Source organism: Methylobacterium goesingense (assembly GCF_022179225.1).
GTDB classification, from domain to species: domain Bacteria; phylum Pseudomonadota; class Alphaproteobacteria; order Rhizobiales; family Beijerinckiaceae; genus Methylobacterium; species Methylobacterium goesingense.
In genome coordinates this window covers 20,122-38,533 of the sequence record NZ_BPQL01000080.1, presented here as the reverse complement: position 1 = coordinate 38,533, position 18,412 = coordinate 20,122, and the positions used below count along the sequence as shown (strand labels likewise).

Annotated in this window: 21 protein-coding genes and 1 pseudogene; 10 read left to right on the top strand and 12 right to left on the bottom strand. The window is 69.7% G+C overall.

Annotated elements, in window-relative coordinates; translation table 11 throughout:
• Window positions 1–11: 11 nt before the first annotated feature.
• The gene (gene ada, locus MFF30_RS15075; RefSeq protein ID WP_238280203.1) at window positions 12–1,118 is read left to right on the top strand and encodes a bifunctional DNA-binding transcriptional regulator/O6-methylguanine-DNA methyltransferase Ada; all 1,107 of its coding nucleotides are present in this window, start codon (window positions 12–14) and stop codon (window positions 1,116–1,118) included.
• A gap of 3 nt (window positions 1,119–1,121) precedes the next feature.
• Here the strand turns inward: ada and MFF30_RS15070 are convergent, their stop codons facing one another.
• The 7 genes and pseudogenes from MFF30_RS15070 to MFF30_RS15040 all read right to left on the bottom strand — a co-directional run bounded on the left by MFF30_RS15070 (window position 1,122) and on the right by MFF30_RS15040 (window position 5,268).
• Window positions 1,122–1,277, bottom strand: a complete 156-nt coding sequence (locus MFF30_RS15070) for a hypothetical protein (protein ID WP_238280202.1) — start codon at window positions 1,275–1,277, stop codon at window positions 1,122–1,124.
• A 4-nt stretch (window positions 1,278–1,281) separates the two neighbouring features.
• Complete coding sequence (locus MFF30_RS15065; RefSeq protein ID WP_238280201.1) at window positions 1,282–1,533, bottom strand: hypothetical protein; 252 nt, start codon at window positions 1,531–1,533, stop codon at window positions 1,282–1,284.
• Window positions 1,534–1,535: 2 nt separating this feature from the next.
• Window positions 1,536–1,715, bottom strand: a complete 180-nt coding sequence (locus tag MFF30_RS15060; protein ID WP_238280200.1) for a hypothetical protein — start codon at window positions 1,713–1,715, stop codon at window positions 1,536–1,538.
• 52 nt (window positions 1,716–1,767) lie between these two features.
• Window positions 1,768–3,024, bottom strand: a pseudogene (locus MFF30_RS15055) (DUF2254 domain-containing protein).
• 94 nt (window positions 3,025–3,118) lie between these two features.
• Window positions 3,119–4,096, bottom strand: coding sequence for a cysteine synthase A (cysK, locus tag MFF30_RS15050; protein WP_238280199.1), 978 nt, complete (start codon window positions 4,094–4,096; stop codon window positions 3,119–3,121).
• A gap of 236 nt (window positions 4,097–4,332) precedes the next feature.
• The gene (locus MFF30_RS15045; RefSeq protein WP_238280198.1) at window positions 4,333–4,506 is read right to left on the bottom strand and encodes a hypothetical protein; all 174 of its coding nucleotides are present in this window, start codon (window positions 4,504–4,506) and stop codon (window positions 4,333–4,335) included.
• Window positions 4,507–4,770: 264 nt separating this feature from the next.
• Entirely contained in the window at window positions 4,771–5,268 is a 498-nt protein-coding gene (locus MFF30_RS15040) for an META domain-containing protein (protein WP_238280197.1), read from the bottom strand.
• Between the two features lie 311 nt (window positions 5,269–5,579).
• Here MFF30_RS15040 and MFF30_RS15035 point away from each other — a divergent pair, with 311 nt between their 5' ends.
• Window positions 5,580–5,918, top strand: coding sequence for a helix-turn-helix domain-containing protein (locus MFF30_RS15035; RefSeq protein WP_238280196.1), 339 nt, complete (start codon window positions 5,580–5,582; stop codon window positions 5,916–5,918).
• Here the strand turns inward: MFF30_RS15035 and MFF30_RS15030 are convergent.
• Window positions 5,915–7,156: an NAD(P)/FAD-dependent oxidoreductase gene (locus tag MFF30_RS15030; protein WP_238280195.1), complete on the bottom strand. Its 1,242-nt coding sequence runs from the start codon at window positions 7,154–7,156 to the stop codon at window positions 5,915–5,917. The two genes, MFF30_RS15035 and MFF30_RS15030, sit on opposite strands and share 4 nt — an antisense overlap.
• Window positions 7,153–8,109 carry a LysR family transcriptional regulator gene (locus tag MFF30_RS15025; RefSeq protein ID WP_238280194.1) on the bottom strand — a complete coding sequence of 319 codons (957 nt, stop codon included), beginning with the start codon at window positions 8,107–8,109 and terminating at the stop codon, window positions 7,153–7,155. The genes MFF30_RS15030 and MFF30_RS15025 overlap by 4 nt, the downstream gene beginning before the upstream one ends.
• 228 nt (window positions 8,110–8,337) lie before the next feature.
• On the opposite strand from MFF30_RS15025, the gene MFF30_RS15020 reads away from it, so the two are divergent.
• The 5 genes from MFF30_RS15020 to MFF30_RS15000 all read left to right on the top strand — a co-directional run bounded on the left by MFF30_RS15020 (window position 8,338) and on the right by MFF30_RS15000 (window position 12,969).
• Entirely contained in the window at window positions 8,338–9,399 is a 1,062-nt protein-coding gene (locus tag MFF30_RS15020; RefSeq protein WP_238280193.1) for a class 1 fructose-bisphosphatase, read from the top strand.
• Between the two features lie 26 nt (window positions 9,400–9,425).
• A complete protein-coding gene (locus MFF30_RS15015; RefSeq protein WP_238280192.1) occupies window positions 9,426–10,286 on the top strand; it encodes a phosphoribulokinase in 861 nt (286 codons plus the stop codon).
• A gap of 31 nt (window positions 10,287–10,317) precedes the next feature.
• Complete coding sequence (rpe, locus tag MFF30_RS15010) at window positions 10,318–11,004, top strand: ribulose-phosphate 3-epimerase (RefSeq protein ID WP_238280191.1); 687 nt, start codon at window positions 10,318–10,320, stop codon at window positions 11,002–11,004.
• The gene (locus MFF30_RS15005; RefSeq protein WP_238280190.1) at window positions 10,998–11,750 is read left to right on the top strand and encodes an HAD-IA family hydrolase; all 753 of its coding nucleotides are present in this window, start codon (window positions 10,998–11,000) and stop codon (window positions 11,748–11,750) included. Before rpe ends, MFF30_RS15005 begins: the two co-directional genes overlap by 7 nt.
• 472 nt (window positions 11,751–12,222) lie before the next feature.
• Entirely contained in the window at window positions 12,223–12,969 is a 747-nt protein-coding gene (locus tag MFF30_RS15000; RefSeq protein ID WP_238280189.1) for a YebC/PmpR family DNA-binding transcriptional regulator, read from the top strand.
• 117 nt (window positions 12,970–13,086) lie between these two features.
• On the opposite strand, the gene MFF30_RS25985 is transcribed toward MFF30_RS15000, so the two are convergent.
• Together MFF30_RS25985 and MFF30_RS14985 are read right to left on the bottom strand one after the other, a co-directional pair.
• Window positions 13,087–14,553 carry a methyl-accepting chemotaxis protein gene (locus MFF30_RS25985; RefSeq protein ID WP_283205903.1) on the bottom strand — a complete coding sequence of 489 codons (1,467 nt, stop codon included), beginning with the start codon at window positions 14,551–14,553 and terminating at the stop codon, window positions 13,087–13,089.
• Between the two features lie 25 nt (window positions 14,554–14,578).
• Window positions 14,579–14,896, bottom strand: coding sequence for a hypothetical protein (locus MFF30_RS14985; RefSeq protein WP_238280188.1), 318 nt, complete (start codon window positions 14,894–14,896; stop codon window positions 14,579–14,581).
• 400 nt (window positions 14,897–15,296) lie between these two features.
• Between MFF30_RS14985 and ruvC the strand changes: the two genes are divergently transcribed.
• Window positions 15,297–15,863 (top strand): crossover junction endodeoxyribonuclease RuvC, encoded by a 567-nt coding sequence (gene ruvC, locus MFF30_RS14980; protein ID WP_238280187.1) that lies wholly within the window; start codon window positions 15,297–15,299, stop codon window positions 15,861–15,863.
• 139 nt (window positions 15,864–16,002) lie between these two features.
• A complete protein-coding gene (locus MFF30_RS14975; RefSeq protein WP_238280186.1) occupies window positions 16,003–16,716 on the top strand; it encodes a hypothetical protein in 714 nt (237 codons plus the stop codon).
• A gap of 3 nt (window positions 16,717–16,719) precedes the next feature.
• Here MFF30_RS14975 and MFF30_RS14970 read toward each other — a convergent pair whose 3' ends face one another.
• Complete coding sequence (locus tag MFF30_RS14970) at window positions 16,720–17,349, bottom strand: YceI family protein (RefSeq protein ID WP_373320910.1); 630 nt, start codon at window positions 17,347–17,349, stop codon at window positions 16,720–16,722.
• A gap of 195 nt (window positions 17,350–17,544) precedes the next feature.
• On the opposite strand from MFF30_RS14970, the gene ruvA reads away from it, so the two are divergent.
• On the top strand, window positions 17,545–18,162 hold the full coding sequence (ruvA, locus tag MFF30_RS14965; protein ID WP_238280185.1) for a Holliday junction branch migration protein RuvA: 618 nt from the start codon (window positions 17,545–17,547) through the stop codon (window positions 18,160–18,162).
• Window positions 18,163–18,412 lie beyond the last annotated feature (250 nt).

Here is an 18,412-nt window from a genome sequence, read left to right as displayed (position 1 = left end):
GAGTATCCGCCATGCCGCCTGTCGCGATCGAAGAAAACGCGAACGTCATCGCCCCCGGTCCGGACCGGGAGGATGCGGAGCGATGGGAGGCCCTGGCCGCGCGCGATCCGGCCTGGGATGGTCGCTTCGTCTACGCGGTCCGGACCACGGGTGTGTATTGCCGCCCCAGCTGCGCGGCCCGGTCGCCGAGGCCGGAGAACGTCAGTTTTCACGCCGGCTGCGCGGAAGCCGAGGCGGCGGGCTTCCGCCCGTGCCGGCGCTGCCGCCCCGACGCGCCGTCGCGGGCCGAGCGGCAGGCCGAGGCCGTCACCCGGGCCTGCCGCCGGATCGACGAGGCCGAGACCATGCCGGCCCTCGACACCCTCGCGCGGACCGCCGGGATGAGCCCGTTCCACTTCCACCGGGTGTTCCGCGCGGTCACCGGGATCACGCCCAAGGCCTACGGCGAAGCGCGCCGGGCCGAACGCCTCGCGACCAGCCTTGGCGCAGCGGGCAGCGTCACGGAGGCTGTCTACGCGGCCGGATACAATGCATCGAGCCGGTTCTACGCCACGGCGCCGCAGCGCCTTGGCATGTCGCCCGACGCCTATCGCCGGGGCGGCGCCGGCACGCGCATCCGCTTCGCGGTCGGAGCGTCCGCCCTCGGGGCGATCCTGGTCGCCGCCACCGACGCGGGCGTCTGTGCGATCTTCCTCGGCGACGATCCGGATGCGCTGGTGCGCGATCTGCAGGACCGCTTTCCCCGCGCTACGTTCACGGCCGGCGACGCGGGCTTCGCGCGCTGGATGGCCGAAATCGTCGGCTTCGTCGAGGCGCCGGGCCGGGGGCTCGACCTGCCCCTCGATATCGGCGGGACGGCGTTCCAGCAGCGGGTATGGACGGCGCTCCGGGCGATCCCGGTCGGCACGACGGCGACCTACGTCGAGGTGGCCCGGGCCATCGGCGAGCCCGCGGCCGCACGCGCCGTGGCGCTCGCCTGTGGGGCCAACCGACTGGCGGTGGCGATCCCCTGCCATCGGGTGGTGCGCTCGGACGGCGCGCTCTCCGGCTATCGCTGGGGCGTTGCGCGCAAGCGCGCCCTCCTCGATCGAGAGAAGGGCGCACTGACGGAAGGCTGACCCTCAGGAGCCGCCCGGATCGGTCTCCCCGTCCGGTTGCCCACCACCCTTCGGGCCCTCGCCCGGCTTGCCGTCGGTCTTCTCGTTGGGGTCCTTGACCGCGTCCGGCGCGGTGTTGGCGGGCTTGTCCTTCGGTTGCTTGTCGTCTTGGGCCGGCATAGAGTCACTCCTTGGGCGAACGGGGGCGGTCGGACTGGCCGTCGGACGAGCCGCCGGCGGGAGTGGGATTGCGCCCCTTCGGCGACCCGTCCCACGCGGCGTTGCGCGCCGCATCGGTCTGTCCACCGGAGCCCTGCTGGGTGATGGCGGCCTGCTCGGCCGATTGCTGGCCGCCGGCGACGGCGGGCTCCCCCGGCTTGCCGACGTCGGAATCGGGCTTGCGCGTGCCGACGATGGGGATGTGGTCGTTCGGCATCGCTATTCCCCCGCAGCCTGGCCGTTGGGCGCGGTGGCGCGGTCGATCGCCTCGCGGGCGTCGCCGGAGGTTTCGGCTTCCGCCTTCCGGGCCGCCTGGCCGATCTCGCGGACCTTGTCCTGTCCGGTCGTCCCGGCATCGGTGGATGTGGGCGGGGATGTCTCGCGCGGCGTATCCGTCATGCTGTCCTCCTGATCTTGGAGGCTCAACCGCCCGCGCGTGCCGAGGTTGCCTTCAGGCCCCCTCCGCCCGCCCGACCCGCGCATGGGCGGCGCGAAGCGCTTCGCGATCCGCCGGCAGCGACAGGGCCGCCTCGGCCCGCAGGAACGCGAGATCGGCCTGGACACGGGCTGCGGCCTGGAACTCCGCGCCGCCCAGATCGTGCAAGGCGGCGAGCGCCTTCTGGAGGCGCAAGCCCACCAGCAGGGTCGGGGCGCCGTCCCGGGCGATGGGGCCGAACGCATCCTCGAACAGTTCGGCGGCGCTGATGCCGGGCACCCGCAGGCGCGGATGGATCCGGGCCTCGGGGGCGGCCGCGCGACGCTCGTCCCAGAGGGCGAGCACCCGGACCAGGGTGCCAAGGACATCGATCGCCGTGCCGGGATCGTTGATGCTTGTGGAGAGCGCCCGCTGCGCCACCTCCGTGAGGACGATGATCCCGAAACGCGGGTCGTCGTCGAAGGCGCGCCGGTTGCCAATGACGAAGGCCTCGGCAATCCGGCTGCGCAGGGACTCGTCGGCCGCCCCGTCAATCTCCACCAGGAGCCGGCCGGGATGGACGAAGGCGCCCGGTAGCGCGGCCAGATGCAGGGTCACGCCGTGTCGTTCGGCCAGGGCGTCGAGGCCTTTGGCATCCACGTGCTGGAGATAGCCCGTCGCCCGGGCGGTGAGCCGGATCGCGCCGGGCGGAGCCGGCTGCCAGGGCAGGCCACCGAGATAGGGCGCCTAGACGCGGCGTCGCACGGCGTCGCTGGCGGCGGCCTCGATGGCGTCGATCGTCTCACCGACTCGCCCGAGATGGGACAGGGTGTCGATCCAGCGGACCAGCGTCGCCACCACGCTGATGAGTACGAGGAGCGTGATGCCGAACAGGATGACCCGGCCCTGGCTTCCGTAGAAATGCGTCTTCAGGGCGATCAGCCCGACGACGCTGTAGACGAAGGCGCCGATGAAACTCGCCACCGCCGTCTGTGCGCGGGTGTCCTGCATCAGCAAGGTCACCGCGCGGGGCGTCACGGTGCTGGTGGCGCCGCCATAGGCCTGCACGATGGTGGAGAGCGAGAAGGTCGCAACCGGCAGCATGCTGGTTGCGAGCACCGACAGGATCTGGTCGACGGCGTCGGACCCGATCGAGGCGCCGAGTTCCAGGGGGATCATCGGCGCGAACACTGCCGAGGCCAGGGCGGCGACCACCCCGCCGACGCTGAAGGCCGCGACCCGGATGAACGGGCGGCGACCCCAGCGGCGCAGGCTGTAGAAGGCGGTGGACACGATGGCGGCTTCCGGGCGGGGCTCGAAAGCCTGGGTTTTCGCGAAGGCCTCCGGGGCGTGGCCCGAAGGTCTTCGAAATCAGAAGTCTTCGACTTCAGAGGCCTTCGAACAGCGCCGACGAGATGTACCGCTCGGCGAAGGAGCAGGCGACGGTGACGATGCGCTTGCCCTGGAAGTCGGGCCGAGCGGCGAGCTTCAGGGCGGCGGCGACGTTGCCGCCGGTGGAGATGCCGCCCGGGATGCCTTCGAGGCGCGCGAGCAGGCGCGCCGTGTCGAAGGCTTCCTGGTTCGAGACGGTGATGACCTCGTCGATGATCGACTTGTCGAGGTTGTCCGGGATGAAGCCGGCGCCGATGCCCTGGATCTTGTGCGGGCCGGGCTGGCCGCCGGAGATCACCGGAGAATCCGTGGGCTCGACCGCCACGATCTTCAGACCGGGAAGGCGCGGCTTCAGCACCGTGCCGACACCCGTGATGGTGCCGCCGGTTCCCACGCCGGCCACGAAGGCATCGAGGTGGCCCTGCGTGTCGTTCCAGATCTCCTCGGCCGTCGTCTTGCGGTGGATTTCGGGGTTGGCCGGGTTCGAGAATTGCTGGGGCATGATCGCGCCCGGGATCTCGGTGAGGAGTTCCTCGGCCTTTGCGATCGCGCCCTTCATGCCCTGCGGGCCGGGGGTCAACGCGAGTTCGGCGCCGAGGAAGGCCAGCATCTTGCGGCGCTCCAGGGACATGGTCTCGGGCATCACCAGGATGAGGCGATAGCCCCGCGCGGCCGCCACGAAAGCGAGCGCGATGCCGGTGTTGCCGGAGGTGGGCTCCACCAGGGTGCCGCCGGGCTTCAGCTTGCCGGAGGCCTCCAGGGCGTCGATCATGTTGACGCCGATGCGGTCCTTCACGCTCGCGATCGGGTTGAAGAACTCGAGCTTGAGCAGGATCTCGGCCTCGACGCCGCGCTCCTTGGTGATGCGGTTGAGGCGTACCAGGGGGGTGTTGCCGATCGTCTCGGTGATCGAGCCGAAGATGTGGCCGTGGCCGGGCGTGCGGGTCGAAGCGGGGCTCTGGGTCTCGGCCATCGGGATCTCCTCGTCGGCGTGAGCGTTTCGCGGGGGCGCCGGCTCGCTTTCGAGCCGGTTTTCGCATGGCGAATGCAGAGCCGGGAGATATCGCGTCGGTACTGTCGAGGCAATCGACAAAGTCCCGCCGTCAAAGACAAATCTTCTCTGTCCGCGAGGGATTTTTTGCTGCGGAGAATGTCCCTATCGCAGATCAAGATAAGTAGAGAAGTTTGTTCCTTGGGTTCCTCTGTGCATCACGCGGTGAGCAGGGCCGCGCACAGCACGATCATGGTGGCGACCACGGGGCTGGCGGCGGCGATCATCATCGCGGCCGCGTGCAGGCTCGGCGGGCAGGTGTAGCGCGTCGCCTCACGGACGCCGCGCCGCAGGCCGTTGCTGCCGGTGGTCCATTCCAGCCTCGTGCCCATCGCGCTCCCCACGCCCGCCGGGACGGCAGGTCATGGGGGCACAGGGCGCCGAGGGACTTGAACAGGCCGTAAACCGGCCGGTCCCGGTCCGGATCGTCGTCAACGAAGGCTTAAAGCCGTCGCACACGACGCATCATACCAAATCCGATTGATCCCTTCCGGCGATCCCTGCGGGATCGCGTTCGGGAGCGCAGATCTGGGCTTCGCTCAAGCGCCGCGCGGGCTTGCGGATGCGTCACCCGCTCTGATCAGGCGGAGGACGTATCAGAGCGCGCGCTCGAAGCGCAGCTCCCCCTTCTGGCTCTTGATCACCAGCTGCGAGCCGACGAGGTCCCACTGGGCGGCGGTGCGCAGGGCGATGAAGTAATCCTGCTCGGAGGCGCCGAGGCCCTTGTCGCAAGGCTTCTTCGTGAGGGCGAGAGGGCCCACGGCGAGGTGCTGCTCGCGCAACGGGAAGGCGGTGGCCGCGAAGGTGTTGCAGCCGCCGTAACCGCGAGCGCGGTACTGCTTGTCGACCATGAAGCTCGGACGGTCGTTGCCGCCGAACGGCTTGCCGTTCAGGCTGACGGCGGTCCAGGTCGCGTCGAGGGGGAAGATCTTTTCCTGGGCCTTGGCGGCCGGAACGTACTGCTTCTTCTCGGGCTTCTCGCGGGCGTCGCGGCCGAAGCCCGTGACGTTGCCGCCCATCTGCGCGTTCGCTGCCGTGCTCATCGCTGCGGCCGCGATGGCGCCGGCCACCACGGCGATCTGGATCGCTCTCATCGTCTGGCTCCCCTCCTCAGGTCCGGTCCGTGCAAACCATGCGTCGCGCCGCGTCGAGCGCCGCAATCGTGGTCTCCCCGATCCGAAGGGCCGCCGGCGCTCACGCGCGCGAAACTCATCCTCGGGGTGTCCGTTGCGCCCCTTCGGATAAGATTCCAGCACAAATATGGTCAAGACGCCGTGAGGCCGGATTTACGCCGTGCAGAGGCTGATCCCCCGCAATCGGCGTGCGCAGCGCGGATTTCGTTGAACGAACCCGTCGGGCTGCCGTTGTCCGCCCGTATCGTCGAAGCAGTCGAGGGAGTTTCAGGGTGGCGGGATCGGACGAGGCAGCCGCGAGCGGCCTGCAGCCGGATGGCCTGGGGCCGAACACCATCAGCCCGGCCCAGTCGCGGGTGGCGCGGGCCCTGCTGAACTGGTCCGAGGCGGATCTCGCCGGCCGGCTCGGCCTCGGCGAGGCTTTCGTGCGGGATTTCGAAACCGGCGGCAGCGTGCCGGCCTCGGGCCAGATCGAGGTCCTCCGCAGCACCCTGATGGCCAACGGCGTCGTCTTCAGCGAGGCCGGCGGGGAATCCGGCGTGCGCCTCAGCCGGCAGGGCCAGGGCGAGGGCACACGGCTCGGCGACCTCAACACCGAGAACGACCGCTAAGCACGGATCCCGCTCGGGACGGACTTGGCGAGTGCCTTCAGGTCGTGGGCCGGATCGGCGGCCGCCTCGGGCGTCAGGTCGAGGCCGGCATCGAGGATGCGCCGGGCCGCCATGTGATCGGCGGGGCGGTCCACCGTTTCGACGCCGCTCAAGGCTCCGTCGCGAAAGCGGAATACGGTGAGTCCGATCTCGGACGGGCGCACGACGCTGGCATCGTCCGGGCGGGTCAGGCCGGCGATCTGGAGCTTGTGCGGGCCCTGGTCGCTCCAGAACCATGGGACCGCCGCGTAGGCAGCCGGGCGACCGGTCAGGCGCGCGGCGAGGCAGCGGCCCTGGTCGACGGCGTTCTGCACCGACTCGATACGGACGGGCTCCCCTTGCGCGAACCGGCTCGGCACCCGCGCGCAGTCGCCGATGGCCGAGATGGCCGGGTCGGAGGTGGCGAGGAAGGCGTCCGTATGAATGCCGTCGCCGACCGTGAGGCCGGCCGCCTCGGCCAGCTCCTGGTTCGCCACCACGCCGATGCCGACGAGGACGAGGTCTGCGGCGACGCGCGTCCCGTCCGCGAGCCGGACCGCGACGACCCGGCCGTCCGCGCCCTCCAGACCCGACACGCCCGCGCCGAACAGAAAGCGCGTGCCCGCCCGCTCGTGCGCGGCGGTGAAGAAATCGGCGGTCCGTGCCGAGACGGCCCGGGCCATCGGGTGGCCGGCGGCCTCGATCACGGTCACGGCGGGGCCGCGCCCGGCGCAGATCCCGGCGAATTCGAGCCCGATGAACCCGGCCCCCACGATGGCGACGGACCGGGCCGCGGCGAGGCCGGCCTTGATGGCATCCGCATCGGCGAGCGAGCGCAGTTGGTGCACGCCGGCAAGATCCGCCCCCGGTACCGGCAGGGCCCGGTTGCGGGCACCTGTGGCCAGCACGAGGTGGTCGTAGGCGAGGTCGCCACCGTCGCTCAGCGCCACGCGCCGCGCCGCCCGGTCGATCCCGGTCGCCACCACCTCCGCGCGGTGGACGATGCGGTGTTCGGCGAAGTAGGAGGCCGGGCGCAGGGACAGGCCGGCCGCATCGGTCTTGCCCGCGAGATAGGCCTTCGACAGGGGCGGGCGCTGATAGGGCAGGCCCTCGTCGCCCACCAGGATGAGAGATCCGGCATGGCCCGCCTCGCGCAGGGACGCGGCGGCCTGGAAACCGGCCTGGCCGGCCCCCACGATGACGATGCCGGCGTCGTTCATGCCTCGAACTCCGCCGTCACGGGGGACGGATTCGGCGAGAGCCGCATCTGCGGCAGCCAGCGCCCGCCATCCTTGGAAACGTAGTCCCAGAACGCGGCCGCGGCCGGCCCCAGCACCTTGTCGGCGCGCCGAACGGCGTACCAGTCGCGCCGGATCGGCAGGCCCTGGACATCGAGGACGATGAGGCGACCGCTCTCGAGTTCGGCCGCCACCGTGTGGGCCGAGATGAGCGCGATGCCGAGGCCGGCCATGACCGCCTGCTTGATGGTTTCGTTCGAGCCGGAATCGATTCCGAGCCGCGCCCGCTTGATCATGATCCCGGCCATGAACTCCTCGAACACCGTCCGGGTGCCGGAGCCCTCCTCGCGCACCAGGAAGGACTCCTGGGCGAGGTCCGCACGGCTCAGTCCGATCCGGCCGGCGTACGGGTGGCTCGGCGCCGCGATGATGACGATCGGGTGAGGGCCGAAGATTTCCGCCTCGATGGCGAAGTCGCGGGGCGGGCGCCCCATGATGGCGAAGTCGATCTCGTAGTTCCGCAGCGCCTCGACCATGTTGCCGCGGTTTCCCACCGTGAGGTTGATCTCCACCGCCGGGTGCAGCCCGACGAAGCCGGCGATCACGCCGGGCGCGAAGTACTTCGCCGTCGAGACCACGCCCATCGCCACGCGACCCCCGCTGCCGCCCTTCAGGGTTTCCAGGCGGTCGGCGCAGGTTTCCAGAACCGTGTTGATGCTGTTGATCGCCCAGAGCATTTCGCGGCCCGCATCCGTGGGTTTCAGGCCCGTGGGTGTGCGGTCGAACAGCATCAGGCCCGCCTCTTCCTCCAGCTGGCGGATGCGCGCGTAGAGGGCGGCCGACGTCACGTTGAGCTCCTGCGCGGCCCGCGTCATGGTGCCGAGACGGGCGACCGCGGCGACGGCTTGGAGCTGTTTGAGAGACAGGTTGCGCATGATTCGGTTCTAGTTTTTTTGGAATGGCTCGCAAGTTTTTTCAGAATTCTTTCGGTGATACGGTGTGGGCGATCGGGCCTCGGAGAGGCCGGCGGCCCTGGTGTCGAAGGGCGCTCCCGTGCCAAGGGGCTCCGATGTGATCGGCTTCCCCTGCCGTGGGGAGGCCCGGCTGGTCGGCAGGTCGTGGTCGGGATCGCCCGGCCTGGAATGGAAGAAGGACGGACGTTCATGTCGACGGTGTCTCTGGAATTCGGGTCCACCTTCGCGGATTGCCTCGCGCGGACGGTCGCCGCCGATGCGCGGCTCGCCGACGCCGCGGCCGTGATCGCGGCCTGCGCGGAGGCCGCCGTCGATGTCAGCGAGGTGATCGGCCGGGGCATGCTCGGCGGCGCCGATCTCGCCGCCACGGGCGGAAACAACAGCGACGGCGACGTCCAGAAGGCCCTCGACGTGCTGGCCCACGAGCGCTTCACGGAGGCCCTGCGCGGTGCGCCCGTGGCGGTCGTCGCCTCCGAGGAGGCCGAGGGCATGATGCAGCTCAACCCCGGTGCGCCGCTGGCGGTGGCGATCGATCCCCTCGACGGCTCCTCCAACATCGGCGTCAACATGGCGGTGGGGTCGATCTTCGGCATCCGCCCGGTAGTGGCCGGCGAGGCCGATTCGATCGCCTCCTTCACCACGCCGGGCACCGAGCAGATCGCCGCCGGCTTCGTCACCTACGGCCCGGCGACCTCCCTCGTGGTCACCCTCGGCCACGGCACGCAGATCTACACCCTGGACCGGGAGACGCGGACCTTCCGCCTCACGCATCCGCGCCTGGAGGTGGTGGCCTCGGCCAAGGAATACGCGATCAACGCCTCGAACGCCCGCAACTGGGACGGCCCGGTCAAGGCTTATATCGAGGATTGCCTGCGCGGCTCGGAGGGCCCGCTGGACAAGGACTTCAACATGCGCTGGCTCGGCTCGCTGGTGGCGGATGCCCAGCGGGTGCTCCTGCGCGGGGGCGTGTTCCTCTATCCCGGCGACAACCGGAAGGGCTACGCACAGGGGCGCCTGCGCCTCCTCTACGAGGCCGCCCCCATCGCCATGCTGATGGAGCAGGCCGGCGCTGGCGCCATCGACGGCGAGCGCCGCATCCTCGACATCGGCGCCACCGGCATCCACGAGCGCGTGCCGCTGATCTTCGGGTCCATCGACGAGGTCGCCTGCGTCGCAAAGTACTACGGTGGCCGCAATGCCGCCGCCGGCCGCTCGCCCCTGTTCGGGCAGCGCGGCCTGATGCGCAGCTAGTTCGCTCACAACGGCACCCACCCAGAATGTCGGCGCGTCATCCCATCATCTCGGTCACCGGCTCCTCGGGGGCCGGGACCACCTCGGTCCGCAACACCTTCGAGCAGATCTTCCGCCGGGAGGACGTGAGCGCGGTCTACATCGAGGGCGACGCGTTCCACGCCTATGACCGGGACACCATGCGGCGGATGATGGTCGAGGAGCCGAACCTCAGCCACTTCGCCCCCCGCGCCAATCTCCTGCCCGAGCTGGAGGAGGTATTCCGGATCTACGCGGATTCCGGCCGGGGACGCACGCGCCACTACGCCCACGACGCGGTGGACGCCGCCCATTACGGCATCGAACCCGGCACCTTCACGGCCTGGGAGGACTTCCCGCCCGGCTCCGATCTGCTGTTCTACGAGGGCCTGCACGGCTGCGTCGTCGACGACAACGTCGACATGGCCCGCTACGCCGACCTCAAGATCGGCGTGGTGCCGGTGATCAACCTCGAATGGATCCAGAAGCTGCACCGGGACCGCTCGTTCCGGGGCTACTCCACCGAAGCCGTCACCGACGTGATCCTGCGGCGGATGCCCGACTACGTGCAGACCATCTGCCCGCAATTCACCTGGACGGACATCAACTTCCAGCGGGTGCCGATGGTGGACACCTCCAACCCCTTCATCGCCCGCTGGATTCCCACCGCCGACGAATCGATGGTGGTGATCCGCTTCAAGGACCCGAAGGGGATCGACTTCTCCTACCTGATTTCCATGATCCAGGGCTCGTTCATGAGCCGTGCCAATTCCATCGTCATCCCGGGCGGCAAGCTCGACCTTGCCATGCAGCTCATCCTGACCCCGATCATCATGCAACTCGTCGAGCGCAAGCGCCGCATGGCTTGAGCGCGGCCACGAGCCTCCGGAGAATTCCACTATGAACGGCCCGATCATCTCGCCCTCGATCCTCTCGGCGGATTTCGCCAAGCTCGGTGAGGAGGTGCGCGCGGTGTCCGAGGCCGGGGCCGACTGGATCCACCTCGACGTGATGGACGGCCACTTCGTGCCGAACCTCACTTTCGGCCCGGCCGTGATCAAGGCCCTGCGGCCGCACTCGGCCAAGCCCTTCGACGTGCATCTGATGATCGCGCCGGCCGACCCCTACCTCGCGGCTTTCGCCGAGGCGGGGGCCGACGCGATCTCGGTCCACGTGGAGGCCGGACCGCACATCCACCGGTCGCTCCAGGCGATCCGGGATCTCGGCAAGCGCGCCGGCATCGCACTCAATCCCGGCACGCCGGCGAGCGCCATCGAGCCGCTCCTCGACCTCGTCGACCTCGTCCTCGTGATGACGGTCAATCCGGGCTTCGGCGGCCAGAGCTTTATCCCTTCGACACTGGAGACCATCCGGCGGATCCGGGCGATGAGTGCCGGTCGGGACATCGACATCGAGGTCGATGGCGGCATCGGGCCCGAGACCGTGGCGGAGGCCGCCCGCGCCGGGGCGAACGCCTTCGTGGCCGGCAACGCCGTGTTCAAGGGCGGGCCGGCTGGCTACGCGGAGCGGATCGCGGCGATCCGGGCGGGCGCGGCGGAGGTCGGAGGCGGCCCCCTCTCATGCTGAGGGCGCTGATCTTCGACGTCGACGGGACGCTGGCCGAGACCGAGGACCTGCACCGGCAAGCCTTCAACGGTGCCTTCGCGGATCTGGGCCTGCCCTGGTCCTGGTCCCCGGCCCGCTACGCCGATCTCCTGACCGTGATGGGCGGCAAGGAACGCCTGCGCCACTACGTCGAGACCGAGCATGCCGAGGAGGCCAAGGCTCTCGGGCCCCTTATGAGCGAGATCCACGACCGCAAGACCCGCCGTTACGGCGATCTCGTGGAGGGCGGCAGCCTCGCCCTGCGGCCCGGGGTGGGCCGGCTGATCGCGGAGGCGCGGGCGGCCGGACTCAAGCTCGCGGTCGCCAGCACGACGAGCCGCCCCAACGTCGACACCCTGCTGCGGATCAACTTTCCCGCCGGCGACGTCCCCTTCGATGTGATCGCCTGCGGCGACGAGGCGGCGCGCAAGAAGCCCGCCCCCGACGTGTTCGACCTCGCGCTTCAGCGTCTCGGCGTGGCGCCTTCCGAGGCCGTCGCCTTCGAGGACTCGGCCGCGGGCATCCGGTCGGCCCTCGATGCGGGCCTGCCGGTCATCGCCACCCGCAGCCGCTACACCGAGAGCCACCGCCTCGACGGGGCGTTCTCGGCCGTCTCCGACCTCGGCGAACCCGGCGCGCCGCATCGCCACCTCTCCGGGCATGCCTGGCCGGACGGCATCGTGACCCTGGACGCCCTGCGCGACTGGCACGCGCGCATCACCGCCTGATAGGGATCCCGGTCGATCGGGACCGGAGCCCGGGTCGGGCAGGCCCGCGCTTCAGTCTCGCGAAGACCGCCTCCCGCTCCGCTCCGTCGGCGCGCCCTCGGCGCGTGTCGGAAACAGCACCGCGCCGGCGACCGCCCCGAGCACGCCCGCGATCCCGAGCCTGAGCCAGCGCGGGGCAGGGCGCGCGTCCCGCCGCTCCGGCGCGTGAGGGCGAACATCCGTGGGGCGGGTCCCGGGGCGTCCCCGGTCGAGGGTTGGGCGCATCATCGTCCCACGATAGCGCCGCCGCGCCGGATAGCCACCGGGAAGGCCGAAGACCCGCCCCGGCGGCACCGTCCACGCTGCGGCGCAGCGTTGTCATCGGCGCAAGGCGCGGCCTATAAGCCGGCCAACCCCTTTCGTCCGGAATCGTGGCCGCCCCGCCCGGTGCGGTCCAGCGATCCGGCCTCGTTCCTACCTTCAAGGTCACGTCATGGCCGGCCATTCCCAGTTCAAGAACATCATGCACCGCAAGGGCCGCGTCGACGCGGTCCGCTCCAAGCTGTTCGGCAAGCTCGCCCGAGAGATCACGGTCGCGGCCAAGCTCGGCCTGCCCGACCCGGCGATGAACGCCCGCCTGCGCGCCGCCATCATCGCGGCCCGCGCCGAGAACGTGCCCAAGGACAACATCGAGCGCGCGATCAAGAAGGCCTCGGGCGCCGACGCGGAGAGCTACGACGAGATCCGCTACGAGGGCTACGGCCCCGGGGGCGCTGCCCTGATCGTCGAGGCCCAGACCGACAACCGCAATCGGACGGCCTCCGACGTGCGCTCGGCCTTCACCAAGTCCGGCGGCAGCCTCGCCGAGACCGGGGCCGTCTCCTTCATGTTCGACCATGTCGGCGTGGTGGCGTTCGACGCGAAGGTGGCGGATGCCGACACCATGCTGGAGGCCGCCATCGAGGCCGGCGCCGACGACGTGCGTTCGGACGAGTCCGGCCACGAGGTCACCTGCGCGCAGGAGGCCTACGGCGAGGTCTCGAAGGCCCTGGAGGCCCGCTTCGGCGAGCCGCGCCGTACCGCCCTGGTCTGGAAGGCCCAGAACATCATCGAGGTCGACGACGAGACCGGCGAGAAGCTCATCCGCCTCGTCGAGGTGATCGAGGACCAGGACGACGTCCAGAACGTCTTCGTGAATTTCGCCCTCTCGGACGCCCTGATGGAGAAACTCCAGGACTGATCGAAGACCGCGCCTCCCAAACCCGTCGGATCTTTCGCGGCGACGGATTCGGATTTCGTTCGGGCGCCGCGAGGGCTTGCCGATCCGGGCTCCGCTCCGGTCGAGCGGAGCCCGGGATCAGGCGGCCTTCACGGTCGCGAGGAACCGGTTCACCTCGGTTCCGAGGTGATCGGCCTCCTGCGCCAGCTCGGAAGCGGAGTCGAGCACGCAGGCGGCGGCTCCGCCCGTTTCCCCGGCCGACTGGGCGACGCCGCCGATGGTGGCCGTGATCGCTCCGGTGCCGGTGGCGGCCTCGCTCACGTTGCGGATGATCTCCTGGGTCGCCGATCCCTGCTGGTTCACCGCCGCCGCGATCGCGTCCGCGGTCACGCTCATGGTGCGGATCTGTGCGGCGATCGCCTCGATGGCGGTGACGGCTTCGCCGGTCGTGCCCTGGATCGCGTTGATCTGTTGCGTGATCTCTTCCGTCGCCCGGGCCGTCTGGTTGGCCAGTTCCTTCACCTCCGCCGCCACCACGGCGAAGCCTCGACCGGCCTCGCCGGCCCGCGCGGCCTCGATGGTGGCGTTGAGTGCCAGGAGGTTGGTCTGGCCGGCGATGCCGGAAATGATCCCGACCACATCGCCGATCCGGGCCGCGCCCGTACTCAGGGCAAGAACCAGTTGGCCGGTGGCGTCCGCGTGCGTCACCGCGCCCTGCGCCATCCGCGCGGATTCCGCGACCTGGCGGCCGATCTCCTGGACCGAGGCGCCGAGCTCCTCGGCGGCTCCTGCCACCTGGTCCACGTTGTGCGCAGCCATCACGGCGGCGCCGACCACGGATTCGGCCTGACCCGCCGTGCCTTCCGCCGTCCGCGTCATGGTTCGCGCCGTATCCTGCATCGCCGCCGCGGCCTGCGTGACACGGCTCAGGATGCCTCCCACGGTCGATTCGAAGTAATGGGCGGTCTGCTGCATGGCCTCCCGGCGCTGCGCCTCGGCCCCCGCCCGCGCCAGCGCGGCCTCGGATTCCAGCGCCCGCATGCGGTCCATCTGCGCCCGGATCGCGCCTTCGGATGCGGCCTGCGCCGCCAAGGCCGTCGGGATGGTGCGCGCCACCCAGGCCAGCACGCCCGTCTCGATGATCAGGATGACGGCATGGAGCACGACGCGCGCGAGGTCCGCGGTCTTGGCGCCGCCGGGGAAGATCAGGGCCGGCACCGTGGCGTTGAGGGCGAGATGGTGGCCCGCGACGGCCGCGGCACAGGCCACCAGGACGGTCCAGTCGCACCATGCGACGATTACCGCCATGCAGGCGAAGAAGTACATGTGCACGTCGATCTGCCACGGATGCCCGGCCAGCACGGAGGGGAGGATGGCGGCCATGCCGATGAGCGACAGGCTGCTGACCAGCCGCGTTGTCGGGCCGGTCGGAGAGCGCCGCCACATCAGCGTGCTGAGTCCGGCCATGAGGCCGGCGATCACCAGGGGCACCGCGAGCGCATTGTCGGCGAACCAGGCGCCGAGCGCGATGATCGGCAGGTGCAGCCAGAGAAAGGCGATGAGAAACCGGCCGAAAGTCTGCCGAAGGGTGTCGAGGTTCGTCATCACTGTGCCGTGTCCGTCGTGGAACTCAGGATTGGGAAGAAGGCGCACAGGCCGTCGCGAACCGCGCGTCGATGACCAGCCAAGCGCCGGAGGCATAGAGGCGGGCGACGAGATCGGACGATTCGGCTCGAACCACGAGGACGTTGCTCCACCCACCCTGACGCAGGATGGTGCCGCCCGACCGGGCCACGATTTCCGCTGCGTCCTGGCCGGGGGAAACGATCACCGCCAGGGTTTGCGACGCCGGAAGCGCCGTCACGGCAATCGGCAGAACCAGGGTCGCGAGCACCGCGAAACCACTGAGGAGGCGGATCAGAGGAGGAGATGACGCGACGTCGAGCACGAGGACGGCGATCCGTTCCGAAACTGTCCTGTGTCCATACGGGATGATACTTTAAGATGGGTTTACAGCGCCCCGCATGGTCGTCGAATCGGTAGGACTATCCTCGATTCATCGCAAAATTCGGTCTTATCTTAGTATTAGTGGGTTTGGGGTGGCCAATCATACGTGTTTTTTCGGAATATAGGCAAATTGAATGGATGGTGTAAGAGGGCCGACAATAGAGAAAAAGCTTACGTGATATCGGCGGACAGGACATCTATGTTTTAGGAAGGCATCCCGGCCGGTGCTTCGATCCCGTGATCCGACGACCGCCGAAACCCGGATTGGCATAACGTCCCGTTCACGGTATGTCCCTAACGCTCAGATCGGCGCGGCGTCCGCGCCCGGAGCCGTCCGATTCATGACCCTTCCCGTGCGCATCCTCGGCATCGACCCTGGTCTTCGCCGGACCGGCTGGGGCGTGATCACCGCCACGGGCACGAAGGTGGCTTATGTCGATTGCGGTGTCGTCACCTCGGATGGGGACCTGCCGCTGGCGCTGCGCCTGCGCGAGCTCTACGAGGGCGTCACCCGCATCGTCGAGGCGTTCCGGCCCGACGAGGTCTCGGTGGAGGAGACCTTCGTCAACAAGGACGCGCAGGCGACCCTGAAGCTCGGCCACGCCCGTGCCGTGGCGCTCCTGGTGCCGGCGCTCGCCGGGATGCCGGTGTTCGAGTACTCGGCCAACCTCATCAAGAAAACGGTGACGGGCTCGGGGCACGCCGAGAAGGTGCAGGTCCAGGCCATGGTGAAGTTTCTGCTGCCGAAGGCCGCGTTCAAGGTAGCGGACGCGGCCGACGCTCTGGCCATCGCGTTGGCCCATAACAGCCACCGGGGCACCCACGCCCTCAAGATCAAGCACGCGCCCGTGCCCGGCGCGAGCGCCCTCGCGGCCTCCCGGATCGCCGCGGCCCTGGCACGCGGCTGAGGCCCGCGTCACCCACCGCCGGCGGGGTGGGCTTTCGACTGGACTCCGGGCGTACCGCCGTGCTGTTCGTCCGCCCGAACCTTTCGGCGAGATGGAGCGGGGCGGAATGGCACGGGAGCGGGCACGTCCGAAACTGTCCATGCCGGAGACGATGCGCGCCGCCCTGGCGGCGGCGTTGCCGGCCTGCCGGGACCTCGGTTCGGCGACGACCCTCGCCGGCCTCGTCGTGCTGGCCAAGATGGCCCTGCGCGCGGTGCTCGTCGATCCGACCGAGCCCGCGCGCTTCCAGGAGGACGTCTTCCTCGTGGATCTCGCCTGCACGATCCTGCTCGCGCCCTACTGGATGGCGATGTTCCGGCGGATGCTCGGCGGCGGCGGCAGCCTGCCCGAGATCGTGACCGGGCGGGCCGGGCCGTTCCAGGCCTTCCTGGCGCTGGAACTGTTCTGGCTCCTCGTCGGGGGCCTGCTCGACCGTTCGTTCTCGCCGGGCGGCGTCGGCCAGGGGCAGGTGATGCTGGGGCTTGCGGCCTGGGCTTGCATCCTCGCCCTTCAGATCTGGACCAGCATGCTCGCCCCGGCCCTCGCGGTCGGTGCGCCCGAGGCCACGCTGCGCGGGGTCGTGGCGATGACGCGCGGGTCGGCCGCGCGCATCGGCGTGATGCTGGTCGCCCTCATCATGCCGCTGGGCCTCTTCGGACGGATGCTCACCGAGCCGGAGCGCGCCGGGGCCGACATGCCGGCACCCGTGCTCGCCCTCCGGATCTTCGCGTCGAGCCTCATCGAGATGGCCCTGCTCGTGCTCGTCACGGCGCTCCTGGCGGAGACCTACCGCCGCCTGCGCCCGCAGACGTGAGCCCTATTCCACCGCCTTGAACTCGCCCTCGAGCCGTAGCGAAACCTCGTCGCCGAGGATGGGCAGGAAGGCGTTGATGCCGAAATCCGAGCGCTTGATCACTGCCCGTCCGTCGAAGCCGACCGTGTAGGCCTTGTTCACCGGGTTGATCCCGGCCTGGTTGAAGGTCGCATCGAAGCCCACCGGCTTCGTCACGCCCTTGAGGGTCAGGTCGCCGTTGACCCGGGCGGTGGTCGGGCTCGTCGGTTCGATGCTGGTGGCCGTGAAGGTGGCCTTGGGGAACTTGGCGGTGTCGAAGAAGTCGGGCGTCTTCAGGTGCTGGTTGAGCCGCTCGTTGAGGCCGTTGACGCTGTCGGTGCCGATGGTGACCGTGAGGCGCGACTTTGCTGGCTCCTTCGGATCGAGGACAGCCTCGGCGTTCACGTCGGTGATCTGACCGTAATAGGTCGAGAAGCCGAGATGGCTCACCGACCAGGTGATCTTGCCGTGCGCAGAATCCAGCACGTAGGCGCCGGGCCGGACCTGGGTCGGGTCGCTCGATGGGCTGGCCGGTGCCGGCGCGGACCCTTGAGCGGCGAGGGGCCCGGCGGTCAGCATCAGGGCCAGGCAGAGGGGCAGCGCGATGGGGCGCATCGGATCGGTCTTCCGTGGGTTCGGGCGTGGGATCGGGACGAGACGGACCCTTGATTCCACGAACGTTCGGCCGCCTCAAGGCGCCGGGACGGGGCCTGCCCGGCAACGCCTGACACGTCGACCCCTTCTGGCGCATGGCGCTCGCCCGCACGGACTTGTAGGCAGGCACCGCGGGCAGGGAACGACGGTGGCGCGATGATCGGTAAGCTCAAGGGCGTGGTGGATTCCTACGGCGAGGATTTCGTGATCCTCGACGTGCAGGGCGTCGGCTACGTGGTCCACTGCTCGGCCCGCACCCTCCAGCGCCTGCCCGGCATCGGCGAGGCGGCGGACCTCGCCATCGAGACCCATGTGCGCGAGGACATGATCCGCCTGTACGGCTTCCGCTCCGATGCCGAGCGCGAGTGGTTCCGCCTGCTCCAGACCGTGCAGGGTGTCGGCAGCAAGGTCGCGCTCGGCCTGCTCTCGGTCCTCGAACCCTCCGCGCTCGCCAGCGCCATCGCCATAGGGGACCGGACCGCGGTCGCCCGCGCGCCGGGCGTCGGGCCGCGCCTGGCCGCCCGCCTCGTCGCCGAACTCAAGGACAAGGCGCCCGCCTACGCGCCGATCGACCCGGCGGTGATCGCCCTCTCGGGCGCGGTCGAGGATCGCACGGCGCCGCAGCCTGTGACGGACGCGATCTCGGCCCTGGTCAATCTCGGCTACGCGCCGGTGCAGGCGTCCGCCGCCATCGCCACGGTCCTCAAGGGCGCCGGCGAGGGAGCGGAGGCCAAGACGCTGATCCGCCTCGGATTGCGCGAACTGGCCCGCTGAGCCGGGTGCTCGGGCGTCACAGAGCCGAACAATGACGGGCGTCATAGGGCCCAAGAATGATTCGTGCGCGAGAGAATTGTGCCCCGGAAACCCCCGCGCCCGTTGCCAGATCGCCCAAGGAACGCTAACTTGTTGAAAGGAAAGCAGTTTTCAATTGTTCTAAGGTGATGTCCAAGCCGATGAGTGGGCTCGACTTTCGGGCTCGCCATCACCGTCGCCTCAGATTCGACGAAGTGGCCGGGTGGAAACC